The following is a 20826-nucleotide window of genomic DNA, read 5'->3' on the forward strand; positions in this document are numbered from 1 at the left end:
CCCGGTCCTCCCTAGCCCTGCCACCGGCGCAGCACGACCACGGCGTTGTGGCCGCCGAAGCCGAAGGAATTGCTCATCACCACGTCCACGTCGTGCGCCTGCGCCTCGTGGGCCACGAAGTTCACGGCGGGGTCGATCGGCTTGTGGCAGTTGATCGTCGGCGGCACCAGGCCGCGGTTGATCGCCATCGCGCCGACGATCGCCTCCACCGCGCCCGCCGCGCCGATCATGTGGCCGGTCATGGACTTCGTGGAGCTGATCGGCAGCCGCTCGGCGTGCTCGCCGAACACGGCGCGGATCGAGTCCAGCTCGGACTGGTCGTTGAACACGGTGCTGGTGCCGTGCGCGTTGATGTAGTCGACATCGCCCGGCGTGAGGCACGCGTCCTCCAGCGCGCCGCGCATGGCGGCCCGCGCTCCCCGGCCCTCCGGGTGCGGCGCGGTCCAGTGGTGCGCGTCGGACGTGGCGGCGTACCCCGCGACCTCGGCCAGGATCGTCGCGCCGCGGGCCAGCGCGTGCTCCGCGGACTCCATCACCACGATGCCGGACCCCGACGCCATCACGAACCCGTCGCGGTCCTCGTCGAACGGGCGGCACGCCTCGGTCGGCGCGTCGGTGCGGGTGGACAGCGCCTTGGCGTTGCCGCTGCCCGCCATGTCCACCCGGGTGAGGATGTTCTCCGCGCCGCCCGCGATCACCGCGTCCACCACGCCGTGGCGCACCCAGCGGGCCGCCTCGCCGATGGCGTCGGTGCCGGACGCGCACGCGCTGCTCAACGCCCGGGTCGGCCCGGTGACGCCGAACGCCAGGCTGATCTCGCCCGCCGCGCTGTCGATGGCCCCGGTGACGGGCGCGAACGGGCTGACCGCGCGCGGGCCCTTCGCGTTGAGCGCCCCCACGTGCTCGGCGATGGACCGCATGGGCCCGTAGCCGCTGCCGATGAGCGCGCCCACGCGGTGCGCGTCGTCCTCGGTGATCTCCAGCTTCGCCGTGCCGACCGCCTCGGACGCGGCGGCGAACGCGTACTGCGCGTACGGGTCCATGCGCCGGACCTGCTTGTGGTTGAGGTACTTCTTCGGCTCGAAGCCCTTGACCTCGCCCGCCAGGTCGGTGGGCAGGTCGGAGGCGTCGATGACGGTGACGGTGCCGATCCCGCTGCGCCCGGCGACCAGCGCGTCCCACGTCTCGTCGGCGGTGAGGCCGACCGGGGACACCACGCCCCAGCCGGTGATGACGACCCGCCTGCCGTGTCGTTCAGCCATGTGCTGCTCCTCGCTCCAGTCGGGGGGTCAGTCGGCGGCCGGGAACGCGCCGCCGAGCTCGTGGTCGGCGAACAGCGCGTCCTCCAGGCGCGTGGGGACGTTGAGGACGACGACTTCGCCGTCCTGCGCGCGCCGCCACGCCTCGGCGACGTCGGCGCGCAACGACTCCTTGGTGACGGCCACCTGGTGCACGCCGCGCAACGCCGGAGCCTGGGCGGTGACGGCGTCCGGGTCCACGAGCGCCGTGCCCGCGAGGTCGCGGTTGTGCGGGCCGAGCTGGGAGTGCAGCCAGCCGTAGCCGCCGTTGCGCAGCACCACGTACAGCAGCCCGGAACCGAGCGCGGCGGCCGTCGGCAGGTCGGCGTCGAACAGGCCGAACGCGCCGTCGCCGACGAACGCCACCACGGGCCGGTCGCCCGCCGCGGCCTTCACGCCGACCGCGGCCGCCGCGCCGAACCCGAGGCTGGTCTGCTCGGATGGCACGACCGAGCCCGCGCCGTGCGCGCACTCGAACCGGGGGAAGCTGTAGGACCACATGTCCTGCAGGCCGTTCTCCTGCACCAGGACGCGGTCCGCGGGCAGCTCGGCGTCGAGCGCGGCCAGCACCTCCACCACGTGCAGCTCGGGCTTCGCGGCGAGGTCGGCCAGCTCGCGGCGGTGGTCGGCGCGCAGCCCGTGGTGCACCTCGTCCACCCGCTTGGACCACTCCACCGGCGCGCTGTCCACGACCTGCTCCAGCCAGGCCGCGCACACGTCCGCGCCGTCGCCCAGCACGACCGGCCCGGCGTACCCGGTGGCCACGCCCGCCGCGTCCACGTTCACCTGCACCACGGGCACGGTCGTGCCGATCCCGTCCGCCCAGCCGTAGGTCGCGGTCTCCTCCAGCCGGCTGCCGAGCACCACCACGCAGTCGGTGTCGGCCCACAGCGCCTTGGCGCGCTCCGGGGCGTACAGACCCGCGAGCCCGATGAACCGCACCGACGACTCGTCCACCGCACCGCGCCCGCTGGCCGTGCACGACAGGGCCGCGCCGACGCGTTCGGCGAGCCGCTCCACCACGCCGTCCGCGTTGCGGTGCCGCATGCCGCCACCGACCAGGACGAGCGGGCGCCGGGCGTTGCGCAGCACGTCCAGCGCGGCCGAGTCGCCGGCCACCGACACGGAGGTCGGGCGTTCGACGGGCGGCGCGGGCGGCGGCACGGGCACGTCCACCTTCAGCAGGTGGTCGGGCACCTCCACGTACACCGGGCCGGTCGCGCCGGACGTGGCCACGAGCACGGCCCGGCGCACGGCGGGGGCCAACCGGTCGGGGTGCTCGACCCGGGTCGCGGACTTCACCAGGGGCCCGACCACGGCCTGCTGGTCCAGCTCCTGGAACGCGCCGCTGCCGCGCCGCTCGGCCGCCGTGCCGCCGGACAGCAGCAGCACGGGCGCACCGGACGACGACGCCTCCAGCAGGCCCGTGACGGTGTTGGTCACCGCCGGGCCCTTGCCGACGAGCGCGACGCCCAACGCGCCGGACCGCAACGCGTACCCCGTGGCCATGAACACGGCGTTGCGCTGGTCCCGGCACACGACGAGCCGCACCCCGGCGGCGTGCAGCGCGTCGAGCGCGTGCAGGTCGTCGTCGGGCAGGCCGAACACGACCTCGACGCCCGCCTCGGCGAGCAGCCGCGCGACCGCGTGCCAGGCGCCCCGGACGTGGTTCGGCGACAGCGGTTCCATGTCGATCACCCCCATCTCCTCCTCGCCCGTCAGGCCGTGCGGCCGGTCGGGTCGGATGCGGCCAGGCGGTCCGCGCCGAGGTGGTCGGCAACGGCCTTGGAGACCAGCAGCGGCTCGGCGTGGCGCTTGCGGCCCAGCGCGGCGTAGTTGGCGCGGATGCCCGTGCCGCCGAACGGCGCGTTGCCGTCCTCGATGTCGATCACGGTCTCGTTGATGCTGACGGTGTGCCGCCGGCGCAGCAGCTCGACGGTCTCGGGCATGTCGCCGTAGACGGTCGCGGCCATGGCCCGCTCCTGGAAGTACTGGTGGTCCAGCATCGGGTGCAGCCAGTCGGTCGAGGTGAACGGCACCACGTTGAAGATCGGCGCGAACAGCTCCGGCGGCGTGATCTTCGTGTCGGCGGGCCGGATCAGCACGGTCGGGCTGAGGTGGTCGTCCACGAAGTTGACCTCGCCGCCCGCCGCCAGGTGCTGACGACCCGACCGCAGGTAGTCCAGCGAGGCGTCGAACGCGTCGAGGTAGAACATGTGGCTGTAGTCGGCGTTCGGGTCGTCGAACCGGCCGTAGCGCAGGTTGTCCACGCGGCGGCACAGCAGGTTGCAGAACTGGGCGCTGATCGAGGTGTGCACGAACACGACGTCCGGGCCGAAGCAGTCCTGCCCGGAGTTGAGCATCCGCACCCGCAGCAGGCCGTCCACGGCCTTGGGGATGTCGGCGTCCGCGCCGACCACGAACGGGTTCACGCCCTGGCCGAAGTAGAGGAACAGCTGGTCGCGGCGCAGCCCGGCGCGGATCTTCTCGGCGTTCTTGAACGTGCCGGTGAACACCAGCACGTCCGAGCGCGCGCCCTCGCCCTCCATGAACTCGCGCTGGTCGCTGTCGTCCATGACGATCGGCAGGTGGTGCACGCCCGACAGCAGCTCGTGCAGCTTGAACAGCTGGTCGGAGATGCGCCGCGACGGCCGGAACACGACGCGCTCGCTGTAGAGGCTGGGGATCGCCAGGTACAGCACGTAGCTGTAGAGCGGGATGTTCGACGGCATCAGCACGCCGATCTGGCCGACCGCGGGCGGCCGGTATCGGGCCATCTCGGCCGCGGCGCCCTCCAGGGCGGCGATCGAGGCGTCGATCTCGCCGTACGCGGTCTTGTAGTTCGTCACCTGCGTGAGCAGGGACATCACCTCGGTGCGGCGTTCGCGCAGCAGCTGGGCGAGGTCGGTGAGCCGGGCCAGCCGGTCCGGGAACGGGATCGCCGACGGGTCCTCGTCACCGTGGGCCCGGGGGAACACGCCCTTCACGCCTTCGAGCGCCACGGTCGAGGCGGCGATGTCGTGCAGCGCCCGCAGGTCGACCTTGCCGTTGCCGTTGAGGGGCAGTTCCTTGAGCACCACGACGCGGTTGGGCTGCTCGTGCGCGGCGACGAACCGGGACACGGCGCGCTTCCAGTGCGCCACGGGCTGCTCGGCCGGGTCGGTGATGACGAACACCAGCTGGGTGCCGCGCTGCTCGTCCTCGACCGGGATCACCCGCACCGGCGCGCCGCACGCGCCGGCCTTCTCCGCGATGGCGTCGGGGTAGAGCGTGTGGCCGAAGCGGTGCACGGCGGACTTGCGGCCGAGCACGCGCAGCTGCCCGTCGGGCGTGAGGTAGCCGATGTCGCGGGTGTGGAACTCGCGGCGCTCGACCTCGCGCACGCGACCGCCCGGTTCGAGCAGGCCCACCATGATGTCCGGGGTGCGGACCACGACCTCGCCGATCTCGCCGGGCGGCACCGGGTTGCCGACCGGGTCGCGCACCTCGACGACGACGCCGTCCAGCGGCGTGCCGCAGTGGGTCGGGTCCTCCGTCGAGGACAGGGCGATGTTGCCCGCCTCGCTGCTGCCGTAGCCGTCGAGGAGGGTGGTGGCGAAGCGGGTCTCGAAGCGGGCGCGCAGCTCGTCGCGCAGCGGTTCGCCGCCCACGCACCACATGCGCACCGAGCCCAGGTCGCGGGTGTCGCGGCGGGCGACGACGCGCAGCATCGTGTCGTAGGTGGCGGGCACGGCGTCCACGACCGTCACGCGCTGCCGGGCGATCACGTCCAGCGCCTGGTCGACGCGCCGGCTCGGGGCGATGACGAGGGTGGCGCGGGCGTTCCACCAGAGCAGCAGCATCGAGAGGCCGTACTGGTGGGTGAACGGCAGCAGCGGCAGCAGCACGTCGGACTCGACGTAACCCATGCGCCGCTGGGTGCGCTCGACGTTGCGCAGCACGGACGCGCCGGAGCGCACGATGCCCTTGGGCTTGCCCGAACTGCCGGAGCTCCACACCACCAGCGCGTCCCGCCGCTGCGCCCACTGGGCGAAGGTCAGCTCGGGCGTCCCGGTCACGGGCACGTCGAGCGCGGTCTTCACCAGGGCGTGCAGGTCGAGCAGGCCGGCCGCGATCCGGTCGAACGCCGGGTCGGCCAGGTCGGCGTCGGTGACGAACCAGCGGGCGCCGGAGTCGACGACGTGCTCGGCGGCCTGCGCGGGCGGCAGGCCGGGGTCCACCACGCCGATGGAGACGCCCATTTCCATCAGCGCGAACAGGACCACGACGAAGTCGTCGGAGTTGCGCGCGGACAGCACGACCCGGTCGGTGTCGTCGACGCCGCGTTCGCGCAGGACACCGACGAGCGCGTGGCTGCGTTCGGCGACGTGCGCCAGGGGTGTTTCCCCGCCGTGTTCGTTGACAAGCATGGCTCTGCCCTCGTTCCTCGTTCTTCGGACACCCACCGGGGCGTCGACGCGGAGTGGACCCGGTCCGGCGGCACGCGGGAACCCGACGTGGGCCGCGGTGACCAGGACCGCCCGGACAGGCGTGGGCGGCTCACGAACCGACCGTGAGCCGAGGCTTTCGGACACATTTCGCCCGCGACCGCGCGCGGGGTGCCGGAATTGGCGCGTGAGCGCTAGGAGGAGGGCCGCGCCGCACGTGGCGCACGCGTCGGACGCGGTGCGTGCCACGGGCGCGACCTCTGCCCACGAGTCGGTGGAACACCCGGCGGCGCGGTGGTGACCACGCCGCCCGAGTGACCACCGGAAGTGCTCGCCTCACGTTTGTCCGCCCCGCGCGCCACGTTCCCGGATAAAGCGGGAACGGCGGCGAACGGGCCCCTGGGACAGGAGATCGTATTCACTGCCGTAGTCCTCGATGGAAGTTCGCGCGCGGCCGGCGGACCACGCGTCACGGGTACTGCGCACGTCCCCCCAGTACTGGCGGCCGTGCTGCCACCCCTCTGATCTGCGCAGACTCAGGGGCGGCCGATCGACGAACAGGCTCGTCAACTTCTAACGGGTAGCGAGCAGTTCCCGTTCATCAGCACCGCCCACCTTGGCAACGGAGACGGGGGATCACAATCAGCCGATTGGCGCAGCAGACCGGAAAAATGGCACCGAAACGGCGAACCAGAGCGCCGTTCGCATTGTCGGGCGCGGCAAACTAGCGATCACCGGAAGGGGTGTCAAATCGAGCGGAACAGACCTTCGGATGACCTTCGGAGTTCCGGCACGTGCCGGTACCGCCGTAACATGGCGATATAGAAGACGTATAGAGCGGCCCGCCGAAGCCGGGCAAGACGATCTTCACGTTAACTCGGTCGACAGGTTCCGCACGGGGTGCCGCGCACCACCCGGCGCACCGATCGAGACGCACGCCCAAACCTCTCCGGCACCCACCTGCGCGTATCCGAAGGGCAACCCCGGAAAGCCCGCGGAACACCCCGACCCGCGCACCGCGCCGGTTGACGCGGTGCCGCGGAGCCCGCCAGACTCGTCCGGTTTGCACAGTGGGGTCACCGCCGCCGGCACGAGGTGACACCGGTCTTCCGCCCGTCACGCGGTCCGATGTGGACTTCCACATCGGACGCCCACGTGGCGACGACCGCCGTGGCACCGCCCAACGGCGGTCGTGGGGTGCACCGGGGCAGCCTCGCTCGTCGGCGACGGGCTCAGACCTCCGCCGGGCAGCCGCCCGGTGCGGACGGCCGCCCGGTCACACCGTCACGAGCGCGGCCCGAGACCTCAGCCCGCCGCGGGAGGCGTGGTGTCGCCGGCCTTCGCCGACGACGCACTGCCGGAGCCGGCCTCGGCCGACTCGGTGTCGGTGGCCGTGCCGCCCGCCGCCCCGGCCTCCGCCGGCCCGGCCTCCGCCGCCCCGGCCTCCGCCGCCCCGGCCTCCGCCGCCCCGGCCTCCGTCGGCCCGGAGTCCGTCGGCTCGAAGTCCACCGGCGCGGAGTCCGCGACCCCGGCCTCCGCCGGCTCAGCGTCCGCGGTGCGCTCCACACCCAGCGACCACGGCCCGGCGAGCGCCGCGAAAGCCGCCACCGCCGTCACCACCGGCGCGGTGACGGCGGCCACCACACCCGCCGTCACCGGGATGTCCAGCACCGGCTCACCCTTGGCGTTGCGCACCACGACCCGGCGCGTGTTGCCCTCGTGCACGAGCTGCTTGACCTTCTCCGTCAGCGCCTCGACCCCCGGCGCCTGACGACCACCCTGCTCCACCATGGTCGACCCCCTTCACCGACCATCCTGCCGGGTGCCGGTCGGTCAGATCCAGTCGCGGCGCTTGAACAGCCCGTACAGGCCGGCGGACAGCACGACCATGGCGATCGTCGACGTCCAGAACCCCCACACCTGGTCCGAGCCCGGGTACGGCACGTTCTGGCCGTAGAACCCCGTCACGGCGGTCGGCACGGCGATGATCGCCGCCCAACCGGTCACCTTCTTCATGATGAGGTTCAGCCGGTTGCCCTGGAGGTTGAGCTGGATGTCGCGGATGGTCGCGACCATGTCCCGCAACGACTCCGTCCACTCCGAGGCGCGCAGCACGTGGTCGTAGACGTCCTGGTAATAGGGTGTCATCCGGCTGTCCACCACGGCGTGGTCGCGGCGCATCAGGCCGCTGAGCACGTCGCGCATCGGCAGCACGACCCGCCGCAACGTCACCAGGGACTTGCGCATCGCCAACGACCGCCGCTGCATGTCGGGGTCGTCGGGGCGCTCGGTGAACACCAGCTCCTCCAACGCCTCGATGTGGTCGTCCAGCGCCTGCACCGCGTCGAAGTGGCTGTCCACCACCACGTCCAGCAGCCCGTGCAGCAGGAACCCGACCCCGCTCGCGGCCAGGCTCGACGACTCGTCCCACCGCCGCGTCACGGCGGTCATGTCGAACCGGTCGTCGTTGCGGACCGTGATCAGCGCTCGCGGCGTCACGAACGCCGACAGCTCCGCCGTGGTCAACCGGCCCGACGCCTCGTCCAGGCTCACCGCGTAGGCGTTGAGCAGCAGGTGCGTGTCGTACTGGTGCAGCTTGGGCCGCTCGTGGTTCTCCAGGGCGTCCTCGACGGAGGTCTCGTGCAGCCCCAGCTCCTCCACCACGACCGCCAGGTCGGACTCGGACGGGCCGCACAGGTCCAGCCAGACGACCGCGCCCTCGTCCCGCAGCAACCGGGGCACGTCGGCGGTCGGGACGTCCTCCTCGGCGAGCGCGCCGTCGCGGTACAGGCGGTTTCGTGGCACCTGGCCAACAGTAGCCACGGAGCGCCCCGGCCGCGGGTCGCGACACCCGGCAAGTCGTGGAGCTATGCAGGGCTCGTCGTGGAGCTACTTCTTCGGTACGGTTGCTCCATGGCGAACCCCGGTGCACGACGGCAGGCGCGTGGCGAGGTCGAACGGCTGCCGAGCGGGTCGTTGCGGGTGCGGGTGTACGCGGGCGTCGACCCGGACACCGGCAAGCGGCGCTACCTCACCGAGACGGTGCCCGCCGGGCCCGCGGCGGAGCGGGAGGCGGACGCCGTCCGGTCCCGGCTGCTGGACGAGGTGGAGGCGCGGCGCAACCCGCGCGTGGAGCGGCGGCCGGACCCGCTGGCCGAGGTGCGCAGGCGGGGCCGCAAGCGGGGCGAGGTGACCGTCGCGGCGGTCGCGCGGCTGGCCGGCGTGTCCGCGCCGACGGTGTCGAAGGTGCTCAACGGGCGTCCCGGCGTGGCGGCGACGACCCGGCGGCGGGTCGAGGCGACGCTGCGCGAGCACGGCTACCGGCGGCCGGAAGCGGTCGTGCGCGCGCCGAACGTGGAGGTCGTCTTCTTCGGCATGCAGAGCTACCTGGCGGTGGAGGTGATGCACGGCGTCGAACGGGTCGCGGGCGCGCACCGGCTGGCGGTGGGGTTCACCGACGCGGAGCGCCGGCACGCGACCGGCCGGTCCTGGGCGCACGACCTGCTGGCCCGCCAGCCGTACGGCGTGGTCGCCGTGCACCTCGGCTTCGCCACCGAGCAGCTCGGCCTGCTGGCCTCCAGCGGCATCCCGCTGGTGGCGCTGGACCCGACGGGCGAGCCGGACCACGCGGTGCCCTCGGTCGGCGCGACCAACTGGAGCGGGGGCATCGCCGCCGCCCGGCACGTGCTCTCGCTCGGCCACCAGCGGGTCGCGGTGATCGCCGGACCGGCCGAGCGGATGTGCGCCAGGGCCAGGCTCGGCGGCATCCGGGCGGCGATGGACGAGCTCGGCGTGCCGCTGGACGACCGGCTGGTGCGCATCGGGCAGTTGTTCTCGTTCGAGGAGGGGTACGACCACGCCCGCGAGCTGCTGCGGCTGCCCGACCCGCCCACCGCCGTGCTGTGCGGCAACGACCTTCAGGCGCTGGGCGTCTACGAGGCCGCCCGGCAGGCGGGGCTGCGCGTCCCGGAGGACCTGAGCGTGGTCGGCTTCGACGACATCCCGGCCGTGCGCTGGAGCGGGCCGCCGCTGACGACCGTGCGCCAGCCGATGGTCGAGATGGGCGCCGCCGCGGCCGAGCTGGTCCTGGCCCTGGCCGCGGGCCGGACGCCCGTGCAGACCCGGGTGGAGCTGCCGACCACGCTCATCGTCAGGGACAGCACCGCCCCGCCGCGGTGAGTCCACATGGCGAAACGCCCACTGAGCCGATCGAGTGAAGTGCCGAAGCGTTTCCAAGAACGGCCGAAAGCTTTCGGCAGTGGTCAGCGTTCTCGGCCGATCATCACCGCCGGCGTTCGCCGATGATTCCGACATCTCGGATGTTCCGCCATCGCACCACCCGAAGCGCCGTTCCGGGAAACCGATGAGTTCCCTCTGCGGGCGGAAGACGCATTTCGCTCGGAAATGTAGTGTCGGCCACTGCTCGCCCGGGGTCGGGAGCAGTGCCGGACCGCTGACGAGCAGGTCAACCGACGGGCGCCCCGGCGCGGGAGCCGCGGTGCCGCGGTTGTCCGGGGAGCCGTGGCCGTCGGGGTGGCCGGGAGGGAAGGCCGACTCTTCCCGATCGCCACAGGAGGCGCGCAGATGTGCGGAATCACCGGCTGGGTCTCGTTCGACCGCGATCTCACCCGCGAGCGGGAAACGCTCGAAGCGATGACGGGAACGATGGCCTGCCGCGGCCCGGACGCCCACGACACGTGGTCCGAGCGGCACGCCGCGCTGGGTCACCGGCGGTTGGCCGTGATCGACCTGCCCGGCGGGGCGCAGCCCAGCGCCACGGCGGGGCTCCGGCGGAGGACACTGGGACGCGGTGCGATCCGGCGTCCCGAGCCGGACCACCCCGGTGATCGCCGTCGACCCAGGGGGAGCCTTGTCGCAGAACGTCACCTTCACCAACGCCGGTGTGGTGCTGGCCGGTTCGCTGGCCCTGCCCGACCGCGGCACGCCGGCACCCGGCGTGGTCATGGTCGGCGGGTCGGGGCCCTCGGACCGGGACAACGACACGCACTTCCCGCCGATCCGGCGGCACCTGGTGGACGCCGGGATCGCCGTGCTGTCCTACGACAAGCGCGGCGTCGGCGGGTCGTCCGGCGACTGGCTGGACGCGAGCGTGGACGACCTGGCGTCCGACGCGTCCGCCGCGCTGGACTTCCTGCGCGCGCGGCCGGAGGTGCGCGCCGAGGCCGCCGGGCTGTTCGGGCACAGCGAAGGCGGCTGGGTCGTCCTGCGGGTCACCGCGCTGCGGGACGACGTGCCGTGGGTCGTCACCAACGGCGGCCCCGGCACGACACCGGCCGTGCAGGACCGCTACGCGCTGGCCAACGTCCTGCGGCGGACCGGGGGGATCACCGACGAGGGGGTCGACGCCGCGCTGGCCGCCTACGACCGCGTCGTCGAGGCGGGCCGGCGTGACGCCGACTTCGCCGAGGCGGCCCGGCTCGCCCAATCCCCGCCGACCGCGTTCGCCGAGCACGCGGCCGAGGTGGACGAGCACTACTGGGAATTCCTGAAGCGCAAGCAGGACCACGATCCCGTGCCGGACGTCGTGCGGTTGCGCTGCCCGCACCTGGCGATCTTCGGCGCCCACGACGCGGTGGTCCCGGTCGCCGAGAGCGTCCGCCTGTTCACCGAGGCCGCCTGCCACCCCGGGCGCGACCGGCGGGCGACGCTGACCGTCGAGGTCTTCCCCGGCGCCGACCACCGCGTCCGCACCGACGGCGGCGCCCGCCTGGCACCCGGCTACCTCGACGCCCTGACCCGGTGGATCGTCGGCCACAGCGGCGACGGAGACGCCTGAGCCCCTGCCCTGACCCAGGACGGTCACCTCGCCGATGGCGCGCGGCCCGGACCTTGCGCAGCGTTGCGCAACCCGGTCCGGTCGCGCGAACGCCACCGGCTCCCGGCGGGGGCATACCGCGGGCGGCGAACAGGCTGAATTCCCGGTTGCGCCTGGACAGCGGCTGGTGGGCGGGCGGACCGGCGTCCACCCTGCTCGAACCACGACCCGCCGCGTCCGCCGAGGCGTGGACTCGCCGGTCCCGTTCACCCAAGGAGTGCGCCCATGCCCCTCAGCGGCTTACGCAGACGCTTGACCGCCCTCTCCGCCATCACGCTCGCCGCGTTCCTCGGCGCTTCGCTGGCGGCCGCACCCGCGCAGGCGGCCTACGGGCCGGCGCACCCGGTCGACATCCAGCTCCGGGGCTACTCCAGCGGGTACACGACCCTGGTGGGCCGCCTGGTCGGCTCGGTCCGGTTCGACGACGGCAACTCGCTCTACCGGCTCGACCTGACGCTGTGCCGCCAGTCCAGCTAAACGAGCACCAAGCTCACGGTCACCGTCAACGGTGCCGCCCACCAGTGGTACTCCCGCGAGGACGGCTACCGGCCGGAGGTCTGCGGCGGCGGGCACGGCCTGTCCGGCGTGGTCAACGCGGACGTGCCCTACGCCGGTGTCGTGCAGAACATCGGGCTGGTCTACGAAGGGCTGCACTTCTCCGGCTCGACCGCGACGCCGGTCTCCCGCGGCGCGTTCTACGACAACCCGTTCAACTGACGGCGCACCGACCGGGTGGCGGCACCTCCGCCGCCCGGTCCGCCGATGTTCGCCGCCTGTTCGCCCCGGCGCGACCATCGGCGGGTTGACGACGTCGTGCCCCGGCCGGGAACCTCGGTGCCGGCCGATGATCTCCGCGTCACCGGCCGATCCCCGCCGCCGTGCCACTCGACACCGGATGGAGGGCATGGTCGTCGTGACCGCCCAGCTGACGTACCCGTCCCGAACCACGCGACTGCTCACCGCCCTGGTGGGCGCGGTGGTGCTCGCCGTGCTCGTACCCGGAGCCGCGTGGGCCGAACCGCCGCAGGCCCTGCCCGCGAACCACGAGGCCGCCGACGGCAAGTGGCAGCCGGCGTTCGACTACGACACCGACGGCTGCTACCCGACCCCGGCGATCTCGCCGAGCGGTGCGGTCGCCACCGGCCTGAAGAACTCCGGCGCGCTCAACGGCCAGTGCCGCGACCAGTCCGACCTGGACAACACCAACTCCTACTCGCGCTCCAAGTGCAACAACAACTGGTGCGCCTACCTGTACGACCTGTACTTCGAGAAGGACCAGGCCGTGCCGGGCATCGACTGCTGCGGCCACCGGCACGACATCGAGCACGTCATCGTGTGGGTCAGCGGCGACCAGGCGCAGTACGTCTCCACGTCCGCGCACGGCAAGTACTCGACCTACCCGCGGTCCCAGGTCGCCTGGGAGGGCACGCATCCCAAGATCGTCTACCACAAGGACGGCCTGAGCACGCACTGCTTCCGCCTCGCGAGCGCGACCGAGCAGCCGGAGAACCACTACGGCGCCTGGCAGTACCCGGACCTGGTGAGCTGGGACCGGTTCCCCGCGGGCATCCGGGACATCCTGGTGAACGCGAACTTCGGCAGCGCGAGCCTGGCCATCAAGGACAGCGCCTTCGCCTACAACCTGGCGCAGGCCAAGCCGAGCGGCATCCCGTTCGACCCGAACGCCTGACGTGGCGCGCGGGAACTCCGGCCGGCCGGGGTTCCCGCGCCCTCACCCGGTGAAGTGGACGTCGTAGCGGTCCTGCTGCGACCGCAGGGCGTCCATGGTGTCCAGGCCGCGCGCGACGCGGCCCAGGTGGCGGAAGTAGCCGAACCGCTCGACCCCCGGCGTGAGCACGACGAGCAGGTCGACGGGGTGCCCCGGGGCCGCGCCGAACGCGTGCGGTACGCCCGGCGGCACGACGACCAGCCCGCCGCGGTCCACTGTGGTCGTCCGCTCGTGCCGGAACTCCAGCACGCCGTCCAGCACGTGGAACAGCTCGCTGGACCGCGCGTGGAAGTGGGGTTTCGCGCCGTCCGCGCCGACGTCGAGGGTCAGCCGGTTGACGCCGAACGCGCCGCCGTCGGCCAGGAGTCGGAACGCGCTGTCGCCGGCCAGGGGCACGAGCTCGGCGGTGTCGGCGGGGATGACGGTGATCGTGGACATGCCCCGAGTCAAGCGCGGGAACAACGCGCGAACCAGCAGCGGTTGACGATGGAGGGGATCACCGGGCGTGATGGATCGGGGTGCGCGTGGAGTTGCGGCAGCTGGAGGCTTTCCTGGCGGTCGTCGACGAAGGCGGGTTCGGTCGGGCGGCGGACCGGCTGCACCTGGTGCAGTCGGCGGTGAGCCAGCAGGTGCAGCGGCTGGAGCGGGAACTGGGCGTGACCCTGTTCGACCGCGGCGGGCGCCGGGCGCGGCTGTCCGCGGCCGGGGAACGCCTGCTCCCCGAGGCGCGGGCGGTGCTCGCGGCCGTGCGGCGCACGCGTGAGGTCGCCGCACGGGTGGCGTCGGGCGAGGAGGGCGTGGTGCGGCTCGGCACGCTCAACGGCTCCGGTGACCGTCTGTACCGCGCGTTGGCCAGGCTGGACGCCGCCGGCCTCCGGGTGCGACCGGACCGCTCGCCGCCCGCGCGCCGGCTGGCCGCGGTGCGGGACGGTGAGCTCGACGCGGCGCTGGTGCGGGCGGTGACCGACGCGCCGGGGCTCACCGTCGTGCCGCTGTGGACCGATCCGCTGTACGTGGCGCTGCCCGCCGCCCTGGCCGGCGACCGGCGGACCCTCGCCGACTTCGCCGACCTGCCGCTGCGCCTCGCACCCCGCGAGCACAACCCGCCGTTCCACGACCTGATCACCGCGGCGGTCCGGGCATCGGGCCACGCGCCACCCGCCGGCCCGCCGTTCACCACCCTCCAGCGCACCCTGGCCGACATCGCGTCGGGCCCGCCGTCGTGGACGGTCCTCTACCGGGTGACCGACCTGCCACCCGCGCCCGGCATCGCGTTCCACCGCCTCCCCGACCCGGCCGTGACGACCTCGCTCGTCCTGCCCGCCACGCCGTCACCGGTCCGGTCACACCTCCTGGCCGCGTTCGAGGTGTGACGGCTAGTCGTACTTGTCCTGGTTGAGGAAACGGGCGAAGGCGCGCCACGAGTTCGGTCCCATCACGCCGTCCACCGGTCCGGTGTAGCCCCAGCGGGAGGCCAGTCGTTGCACCGCGGCCCACGTGTTCGCGCCGGGCACGCCGTCGATCGGTCCCGTGTAGCCGTACGCGCGCATGGCCCGTTGCAGCGCCGTGTACGTGTTGGTCCCCGGCACGCCGTCGATCGGCCCGGTGTACCCGTGCTCGGCGCGCAGCCAGTTCTGCGCCCGCTGCCACAGCACCGGGCCGGGGACGCCGTCCTGCTCGGTCGAGGTCTTCGGCAGGCCCGTGCCGCTGCCCAGGTAGGTCAGCGGGTTGATGCGCGTGCCGCCGGGGTCGATCATGTGCCAGTGCAGGTGCGGTCCGGTGGACGAGCCCGAGCCCGGTGCGCCGGCCGCACCGCCCGACAGGCCCACCACGCCGCCCGTGCCGACCCGCGTGCCGCTCGCCACCACGAACTGGGACAGGTGCAGGTACTGGGTGCGGTAGCCGTTGTCGTGCCGGATGGTGACGGTGTGGCCGCCCGTGCCGTTGTCCGGGGTGTTGGTCACCACGCCGCCACCGGCCGCGGGCAGCCGGGTGCCGACGGCCATGCCGAAGTCGATGCCGCCGAGCGAGCCGCGGTTCAGGTGGTCCTGCCACGTGCCGGTGATCGGGTAGCCGGTGAAGGGGTGGTAGAAGCCGGGTACGGCGGCCCGCGCCGAGCCCGCGCCGAGCGCGGTGACCACACCGGCCACCACCGTCCCGCGCACCAGGGTCCGCCTGCTGATCCGGTCGTCGGTCATGGTTCGAACGTAGGGGCGGCGGGGCGCGCCGCCAGGGTGCGTTCGACCGACGGCCATTCGCGGTAAATGGGCGGCCCGGCCCGGCGGCCGGACCGGCTTTCAATTAAGCGCATTTCGGTGTGCCCCGCGCCGACGGACCGCTATACCCGCTGACCTCGAATACCGCGCGCTCGACCACTGAACCGATCCACCTCGACCAAAGGGGATCGAAAAAGTCCGCCACACCTTTCGGACGAACGTGCGTCAACTCCAGGACGATCCGCTGCCCCGCAGGTCACTACGGGAGTGGAAGGTGACTTCTTCGGGCGCGCATCTACCTCCGTTGACGTTTCTGTGCGATTGTGGTTGGACCGATCCGAAAGGCGCTGCGTTCAATTTCTGGGGGAGGTTGTCGTTGCCGACGCCGAGGTCCGTGCTGTCGCGCGCCCGTTTTCGTTCCCCACCGACACCGCCGTTGCGCCGGGACGGTCCCGGAGTGGCCGGCTTTCCCCCGTTCGCGAGACGGGTGCTGTGGGAAGTGGACGCGCGGCCGCGGGTCGCGCCTGGCTGTGGTCGGGGGTGGGGATGCGCAGGGGTGACGACGAGGTGTCGGTGGTCGCGGACCAGGTCGGGGACGACCGGTCGGCCTGCCGGGTGCTGCTGTACGAGAGCAACGAACTGATCCGAACGGGCGTGCGGACCATACTCGACGCGGAGCCCGACCTGAGGGTGGTCGCGGAGGTGGTGCGCGCCGGTGACCTGCGGGCCGCGGTGAAGCGGGCCCGTCCGGACGTGGTCGTGAGCGAGTTCCCGGCGCGCGGCGACCGGCGCGTGTCGGCGTTCGGCGGGCTGCCGGTGGTGGTGCTGTGCGCGGAGGCCAGCGCGTCCTGCATCGACGGCGCGATCCGGGTCGGCGCGCGGGGCCTGGTGCTGCGCAGCGACGCGTCCCGGCACGTGGTCGACGCGGTCCGCTCGGTCGCGTCGGGCGAGGCGTTCGTGGCCCCGTCGGTGGCCGGGTACGTGCTGGAGCAGCTCGCGCTGCGGATGCCGACGGTCAACCACTCGGTCGGCAAGCAGCTCGACCTGCTGACCGCCCGCGAGCTGGAGGTGCTGCGCCTGGTCGCCAGCGGGCTGACGACCGTGCAGGTGGCCCAGGTGATGCAGCGCAGCCGGGCCACCGTGAAGTCGCACATCTCGCACATGCTGACCAAGCTGGGGTTGCAGGACCGCGCGCAGGCGATCGCGATGGCCTACCAGGCGGGGCTGATCACGAACGGGACCGCGCTCGCGACCGTGTCGGAGCTGAGGGAGTCGGGCTGACGCCGGGGTCACACCGATCCGCCGGTCGTGACGAGCCGCGTGGCGGCGCCGTTGGACCGCGGCCGGCGCCGGTCGAGGATGTCGTCGACGATGTGCCGGGAGCGCTGGGCGAGGACGCTGAGCAGCGAGTCGGAGATGCCGTGGGTCTCCTCGTTCACGCCCTGGAGGTACAGGGCGGCGGAGGCGGTCTCGCCGAGGTCGACGCGGTAGCCGCGGTCCGCGGTCAGCTCGGTGCGGCCCAGCGGCTCCATCAGCGCGCGCAGCAGTCGGGGCGGGCGCGGGTCGAAGCCGGTGCCGAGCAGGACGACGTCGCAGCGCAGCTCCTCGACCGCGCCCGTCTTGCTGTCCTCAAGATCCAGCACGATGTCGTCGCCGTCGAGGCGCGCGCCGACGACGTCGACCAGGGTGAGCACCCGCGACCGCTCCTGCCCGGCCAGCCGCTGGAGGTACCGCATCCGGTAGAGCTCCTCCAGCAGCCCCGGCGCGAGGCCCGCGTAGTTGGTCTGCCGCATCTCCCGCAGGATGCGCGCCCGCGCCTCCGGTCGGGCCTGGTGGAACTCGTCGATGAACGACGGGTAGTACAGCTCGTTGATGAACTTGCTGGTCTGGTAGTGGCCGAACCCGATGGAGCGCATGACGATCGTCGGGCGGCTGTGCGGCAGGTCGTCGTGCACCGACCGGAACATCTCCGCGGCGCTCTGCGCGCCGCCGACCACGACGACCCGGTGCGGTGCGTCCTTCGGCAGCGCGGCGATGCCCTCCAGGTAGCCGGTGCTGTGGACGACCCGGTCGGCGGGCAGCCCGGAGAACACCTCGGGCACGTGCGGGTCGCGGCCCGTGCCGACCACCAGGTCGCGCGCGGAGACCGTGTCGCCGTCCGCGGTCGTCACCAGCCAGCCCTCGACCGAACCGTCCGCCGCGCGCCGGGGCTCGATCGACGTGCAGCGGCGGTCGTAGGAGATCCGCACGTGCTCCAGCGTGTCGGCGACCCACTGGAGGTAGGCGGAGATCTCGGTGCGGTACGGCGTGAACGTCGACAGGTTGATGAACTCGTCCAGCCTGCCCTGCTCGTGCAGGAAGTTGAGGAACGTGAAACGGCTGCGCGGGTTCCGCAGCGTCACGAGGTCCTTGAGGAACGACACCTGGCTCTCCGCCCACGGCAGCAGCAGGTTGCGCTGCCACCGGACGTCGGAGTGCTGCTCCAGCACCAGCGTGCGCTGCGCGACCGGGGTCGGCGCCAGCTCCTCCAAGGCGACGCCGAGAGCGAGGTTCGACGGTCCCGCGCCGATCGCGACGATGTCCACATCCTGGTGTGCCACGGAGTCTCCTCTGCCGAAGGCGGGGCCGGCGCCGGACCGGTCACCGATGTCCGGGGGCGACGCTATTCAGCACCCGGCGGCCCGTCTTCGGCTCCGCGACGGCCCGCGTCTCCACCCTTGGACGAGGTGCCGGGCGGGCGGTCGGTCCGGCGGTGGAACGCGATCACGTTCCCCGCCGCGCCCTGGCCCGCAGCACGACCCGCCGCACCGCGTGGCCGCTGACCACCGCCACCACGGCGCCCACGATCAAGCCGCCGCCCACGAGCAGGTTGGTGCCGACGACCTCGTGCCCGATGAGCACGCCGAGCACGACGGCCACCACGGGGTTGACGTAGGCGTAGGTCGCGACGACGTCACCGGGCAGGGTGGCGTTGGCGTAGATGTAGGCGCTGAAGCCGACGACCGCGCCGGCGAAGACCAGCCACAGCAGGCCGACGAGCGACCGGGTGGAGATCGCGCCCAGGTCCAGGCGGGACAGCTCGCCCGACGCCACGCCCACGACGATCAGGAGCACGCCGCCCGCGATCATCTCCAGCGACGTCGACACCAGCGGGTGCGCGGGCAGCGGCGCGGTCCGCGCGTACACCGACCCCACCGCCCAGAACACCGACGCGACCAGCACGATGACGGCCGCGCCGACGTCGATGCCGCTGCCCGGACCGCCGACCAGGACCGCCACGCCCGCCGTGCCCAGCACGAGGGCGGCGATCGTGCCGCCGGTGACCCGCGCCTTGGTGGCGACCAGGTCGACCAGCACCATCCAGATCGGCACCGTGCCGACGATGATCGCGGCCGTGCCGGAGTCCAGGTCGGTCTGGCCGACGCTGAGCAGCCCGTTGCCGCCCACCAGGAGCAGCGCGCCGATGATCACGGTCGAGCGCAGGTGCCGTGCGGTGGGGCGGTTCACGCCCGTGGCGTGCTTGGGGCCGACGACCGCCAGCACGATCGCGCCCGCCACGAGGAACCGGACGCCCGCCATCAGCATGGGCGGGATCGTCTCGACCGCCGCGCCGATGCCGAGGTAGGTGGAACCCCAGACGAACCAGACCGTGATCAGCGCGATCCACGGCAACGGTCCGCTTTTCGTTTTCCGAGCCTCAACGGTCACGCCGCCTAACTTATCAAGGTTGGGACGCTTGGCAACCTCTGGTAAATTAGGCCGAAAGAGGGAGAAGCGCCCGACCATGAACCGACCACTCGACGACACCGACCGGGCCATGCTGCGTGCGCTGGTCGCCGACGGCAGGCAGACCGTGCGCGCGCTCGCCAAGGACGTCGGCCTCTCCGAGCCGTCCGTGCGCGACCGGCTGCAACGGCTGGAGCGCGACGGCGTCATCTCCGGCTACCACGCCGAACTGGCGCCGACCGAGGTGGAGGCGGGCACGGCCGCGTTCGTGGCGTTGCGCTTCGACCCGAGCAAGCAGGCGAAGGACGCGATGAACGCCGCCCTGACCCGCGAGCCCTGCGTGCTGGAGGTGCACGAGGTCGCGGGCGAGGACTGCTACCTGGTCAAGGTCCGGGTGAGCTCCACCGAGGCCCTGGCCGACACCCTCGACCGCATCCGCGCGATGCCCTCGGTGCACAGCACCAACACCACGATCGTCCTGCGGACCATCCTGGAACGACCACTGCTGCCCCGCTGAGCCCCGACCGCTACCCGGGGCTCGGTGCCGGCGTGCGGACCCGGGCGCGGATCAGCGCCGCCGACCCGACCACCGCCGGGAACAGCAGCGCGGGCCACAGCGGGGTCGCGGCGAGCCAGCCGAGCAACCCCACCGCCACGACCGCCGCCACCCGGCCGCGCGTCGGCGCGGCCCGGTCGGTCGACACCCGGACCGCGTACAGCGCGAAGATCGCCCAGGTCGCCGAACCCGGACCCATGAGCAGTTGCCACGTGCCGCCGCCGGTGGCGAACGCGACCGCCATCGCGACCGCGGAGACCAGCGCCACCGACCCGACCCCGGTCCACCGCCGCGTCACCAACCCGCCCGCGAAGCGCAGGTTCGTCACGCAGTACGAAGCCGCCACGAGCACCACCAGCACGGACGGCACGACGTGCGCACCTCCTCCGGCCACCTCTCCCCCGGCCGCCCAGCCCCGGGACGCCGAACCCCACGAGGTGACGCCGACCGTCACCGCCAGCACGATCGCCGCCGCGACCACGACCTCGCGCCCGGACCGCACCACGTCCCGCGCCGACTCCCAGCCGACCGCCGAGATCAGCAGCAGGAACACCGCCGCCGCGACGCCCGGCGGCACGGGACCGGTCGCGTCCGCCGCCGGCGCGAGGCTCCCCGGCCACGCCGCCCAGCACGCGGCGAGCGCGATCGTCGCGCCCAGCCGCGCCCGCCGGAACACCGGTCCGGGCTGCCAGTTCACCGCCGCCACCGCGCACACGACCACCAACGCCGTGGCGGACACCCACACCGCCCGCCGGTCGAACCCCAGCGCACCACCGAGGAACGCCGCCGCCGTCCAGCAGATGAACCCCTGCCCGACCGCCGTGCCCGCGCAGTACCACGACCGCACGACGGGTGAGCCCGCGGGCAGGGGCCGCACGCCGGTGATCACGACGTACCCCACGACCGCGCCGAGCAGCCCGCACAACGCCCACGCCGCGGGCGCGGCGCCGGTCGCCATCGCCAGGGGCGCGGGCAGGAGCAGCAGCCCGACCCCCAACGCGCCCTCCGCCAACCGCACCCCGCCGGTCACGTCGCCCT

At 73.0% G+C, this 20826-nt stretch carries 18 protein-coding genes and 1 pseudogene; 9 read left to right on the top strand and 10 right to left on the bottom strand.

Going from position 1 to position 20826, the window contains the following annotated elements; genetic code table 11:
- Positions 1-11 precede the first annotated feature (11 nt).
- The 5 genes from fabF to ACIQMJ_RS09625 all read right to left on the bottom strand — a co-directional run bounded on the left by fabF (position 12) and on the right by ACIQMJ_RS09625 (position 8530).
- A complete protein-coding gene (gene fabF, locus ACIQMJ_RS09605) occupies positions 12-1262 on the bottom strand; it encodes a beta-ketoacyl-ACP synthase II (RefSeq protein ID WP_499760504.1) in 1251 nt (416 codons plus the stop codon).
- A gap of 27 nt (positions 1263-1289) precedes the next feature.
- The gene (locus tag ACIQMJ_RS09610) at positions 1290-2987 is read right to left on the bottom strand and encodes a thiamine pyrophosphate-binding protein (RefSeq protein WP_499761056.1); all 1698 of its coding nucleotides are present in this window, start codon (positions 2985-2987) and stop codon (positions 1290-1292) included.
- Positions 2988-3016: 29 nt separating this feature from the next.
- A complete protein-coding gene (locus ACIQMJ_RS09615; RefSeq protein ID WP_499760505.1) occupies positions 3017-5707 on the bottom strand; it encodes an aldehyde dehydrogenase family protein in 2691 nt (896 codons plus the stop codon).
- 1323 nt (positions 5708-7030) lie between these two features.
- Entirely contained in the window at positions 7031-7516 is a 486-nt protein-coding gene (locus ACIQMJ_RS09620) for a DUF4342 domain-containing protein (RefSeq protein ID WP_499760506.1), read from the bottom strand.
- A 42-nt stretch (positions 7517-7558) separates the two neighbouring features.
- Positions 7559-8530: a magnesium transporter CorA family protein gene (locus ACIQMJ_RS09625; protein WP_499760507.1), complete on the bottom strand. Its 972-nt coding sequence runs from the start codon at positions 8528-8530 to the stop codon at positions 7559-7561.
- A gap of 108 nt (positions 8531-8638) precedes the next feature.
- Between ACIQMJ_RS09625 and ACIQMJ_RS09630 the strand changes: the two genes are divergently transcribed.
- The 6 genes and pseudogenes from ACIQMJ_RS09630 (at position 8639) to ACIQMJ_RS09655 (ending at position 13251) form a co-directional block, all read left to right on the top strand.
- Complete coding sequence (locus ACIQMJ_RS09630) at positions 8639-9904, top strand: LacI family DNA-binding transcriptional regulator (protein ID WP_499760508.1); 1266 nt, start codon at positions 8639-8641, stop codon at positions 9902-9904.
- Positions 9905-10309: 405 nt separating this feature from the next.
- A pseudogene (locus tag ACIQMJ_RS09635) lies at positions 10310-10495 on the top strand (asparagine synthase (glutamine-hydrolyzing)); the annotation flags it as partial.
- Between the two features lie 40 nt (positions 10496-10535).
- Positions 10536-11522: an alpha/beta hydrolase family protein gene (locus ACIQMJ_RS09640; protein ID WP_499760509.1), complete on the top strand. Its 987-nt coding sequence runs from the start codon at positions 10536-10538 to the stop codon at positions 11520-11522.
- Between the two features lie 291 nt (positions 11523-11813).
- Complete coding sequence (locus tag ACIQMJ_RS09645; protein ID WP_499760510.1) at positions 11814-12038, top strand: hypothetical protein; 225 nt, start codon at positions 11814-11816, stop codon at positions 12036-12038.
- 108 nt (positions 12039-12146) lie between these two features.
- On the top strand, positions 12147-12278 hold the full coding sequence (locus ACIQMJ_RS09650) for a hypothetical protein (RefSeq protein ID WP_499760511.1): 132 nt from the start codon (positions 12147-12149) through the stop codon (positions 12276-12278).
- 187 nt (positions 12279-12465) lie between these two features.
- Positions 12466-13251, top strand: a complete 786-nt coding sequence (locus tag ACIQMJ_RS09655) for an NPP1 family protein (protein WP_499760512.1) — start codon at positions 12466-12468, stop codon at positions 13249-13251.
- Between the two features lie 42 nt (positions 13252-13293).
- On the opposite strand, the gene ACIQMJ_RS09660 is transcribed toward ACIQMJ_RS09655, so the two are convergent.
- Positions 13294-13728, bottom strand: a complete 435-nt coding sequence (locus ACIQMJ_RS09660; RefSeq protein WP_499760513.1) for a cupin domain-containing protein — start codon at positions 13726-13728, stop codon at positions 13294-13296.
- 80 nt (positions 13729-13808) lie between these two features.
- Here ACIQMJ_RS09660 and ACIQMJ_RS09665 point away from each other — a divergent pair, with 80 nt between their 5' ends.
- A complete protein-coding gene (locus ACIQMJ_RS09665; protein ID WP_499760514.1) occupies positions 13809-14663 on the top strand; it encodes a LysR family transcriptional regulator in 855 nt (284 codons plus the stop codon).
- Between the two features lie 3 nt (positions 14664-14666).
- Here the strand turns inward: ACIQMJ_RS09665 and ACIQMJ_RS09670 are convergent, their stop codons facing one another.
- Complete coding sequence (locus ACIQMJ_RS09670; protein ID WP_499760515.1) at positions 14667-15488, bottom strand: peptidoglycan DD-metalloendopeptidase family protein; 822 nt, start codon at positions 15486-15488, stop codon at positions 14667-14669.
- Between the two features lie 564 nt (positions 15489-16052).
- On the opposite strand from ACIQMJ_RS09670, the gene ACIQMJ_RS09675 reads away from it, so the two are divergent.
- Positions 16053-16787, top strand: a complete 735-nt coding sequence (locus tag ACIQMJ_RS09675; protein WP_499760516.1) for a response regulator transcription factor — start codon at positions 16053-16055, stop codon at positions 16785-16787.
- 8 nt (positions 16788-16795) lie between these two features.
- Here ACIQMJ_RS09675 and ACIQMJ_RS09680 read toward each other — a convergent pair whose 3' ends face one another.
- Both ACIQMJ_RS09680 and ACIQMJ_RS09685 read right to left on the bottom strand, forming a co-directional pair.
- Positions 16796-18106, bottom strand: a complete 1311-nt coding sequence (locus ACIQMJ_RS09680) for a lysine N(6)-hydroxylase/L-ornithine N(5)-oxygenase family protein (RefSeq protein ID WP_499760517.1) — start codon at positions 18104-18106, stop codon at positions 16796-16798.
- Positions 18107-18269: 163 nt separating this feature from the next.
- Positions 18270-19214: an EamA family transporter gene (locus ACIQMJ_RS09685; protein WP_499760518.1), complete on the bottom strand. Its 945-nt coding sequence runs from the start codon at positions 19212-19214 to the stop codon at positions 18270-18272.
- A 76-nt stretch (positions 19215-19290) separates the two neighbouring features.
- Between ACIQMJ_RS09685 and ACIQMJ_RS09690 the strand changes: the two genes are divergently transcribed.
- Positions 19291-19749 (top strand): Lrp/AsnC family transcriptional regulator, encoded by a 459-nt coding sequence (locus tag ACIQMJ_RS09690; protein ID WP_499760519.1) that lies wholly within the window; start codon positions 19291-19293, stop codon positions 19747-19749.
- 10 nt (positions 19750-19759) lie between these two features.
- Here ACIQMJ_RS09690 and ACIQMJ_RS09695 read toward each other — a convergent pair whose 3' ends face one another.
- Entirely contained in the window at positions 19760-20818 is a 1059-nt protein-coding gene (locus ACIQMJ_RS09695) for a hypothetical protein (RefSeq protein ID WP_499760520.1), read from the bottom strand.
- Positions 20819-20826: the final 8 nt, after the last annotated feature.

It is taken from the genome of Actinosynnema sp. NPDC091369, assembly GCF_044757065.1.
In the GTDB taxonomy this organism is placed as follows: domain Bacteria; phylum Actinomycetota; class Actinomycetes; order Mycobacteriales; family Pseudonocardiaceae; genus Actinosynnema.

What these genes read in the sequence shown, in the direction of transcription:
- ACIQMJ_RS09690 (WP_499760519.1), top strand. Translation starts at nt 19,291, where the DNA reads ATGAACCGACCACTCGACGACACCGACCGGGCCATGCTGCGTGCGCTG.
- ACIQMJ_RS09675 (WP_499760516.1), top strand. Translation starts at nt 16,053, where the DNA reads ATGCGCAGGGGTGACGACGAGGTGTCGGTGGTCGCGGACCAGGTCGGG.
- ACIQMJ_RS09615 (WP_499760505.1), bottom strand. Translation starts at nt 5,707, where the DNA reads ATGCTTGTCAACGAACACGGCGGGGAAACACCCCTGGCGCACGTCGCC.
- ACIQMJ_RS09630 (WP_499760508.1), top strand. Translation starts at nt 8,639, where the DNA reads ATGGCGAACCCCGGTGCACGACGGCAGGCGCGTGGCGAGGTCGAACGG.
- ACIQMJ_RS09610 (WP_499761056.1), bottom strand. Translation starts at nt 2,987, where the DNA reads ATGGAACCGCTGTCGCCGAACCACGTCCGGGGCGCCTGGCACGCGGTC.
- ACIQMJ_RS09655 (WP_499760512.1), top strand. Translation starts at nt 12,466, where the DNA reads ATGGTCGTCGTGACCGCCCAGCTGACGTACCCGTCCCGAACCACGCGA.
- fabF (WP_499760504.1), bottom strand. Translation starts at nt 1,262, where the DNA reads ATGGCTGAACGACACGGCAGGCGGGTCGTCATCACCGGCTGGGGCGTG.
- ACIQMJ_RS09670 (WP_499760515.1), bottom strand. Translation starts at nt 15,488, where the DNA reads ATGACCGACGACCGGATCAGCAGGCGGACCCTGGTGCGCGGGACGGTG.
- ACIQMJ_RS09660 (WP_499760513.1), bottom strand. Translation starts at nt 13,728, where the DNA reads ATGTCCACGATCACCGTCATCCCCGCCGACACCGCCGAGCTCGTGCCC.
- ACIQMJ_RS09620 (WP_499760506.1), bottom strand. Translation starts at nt 7,516, where the DNA reads ATGGTGGAGCAGGGTGGTCGTCAGGCGCCGGGGGTCGAGGCGCTGACG.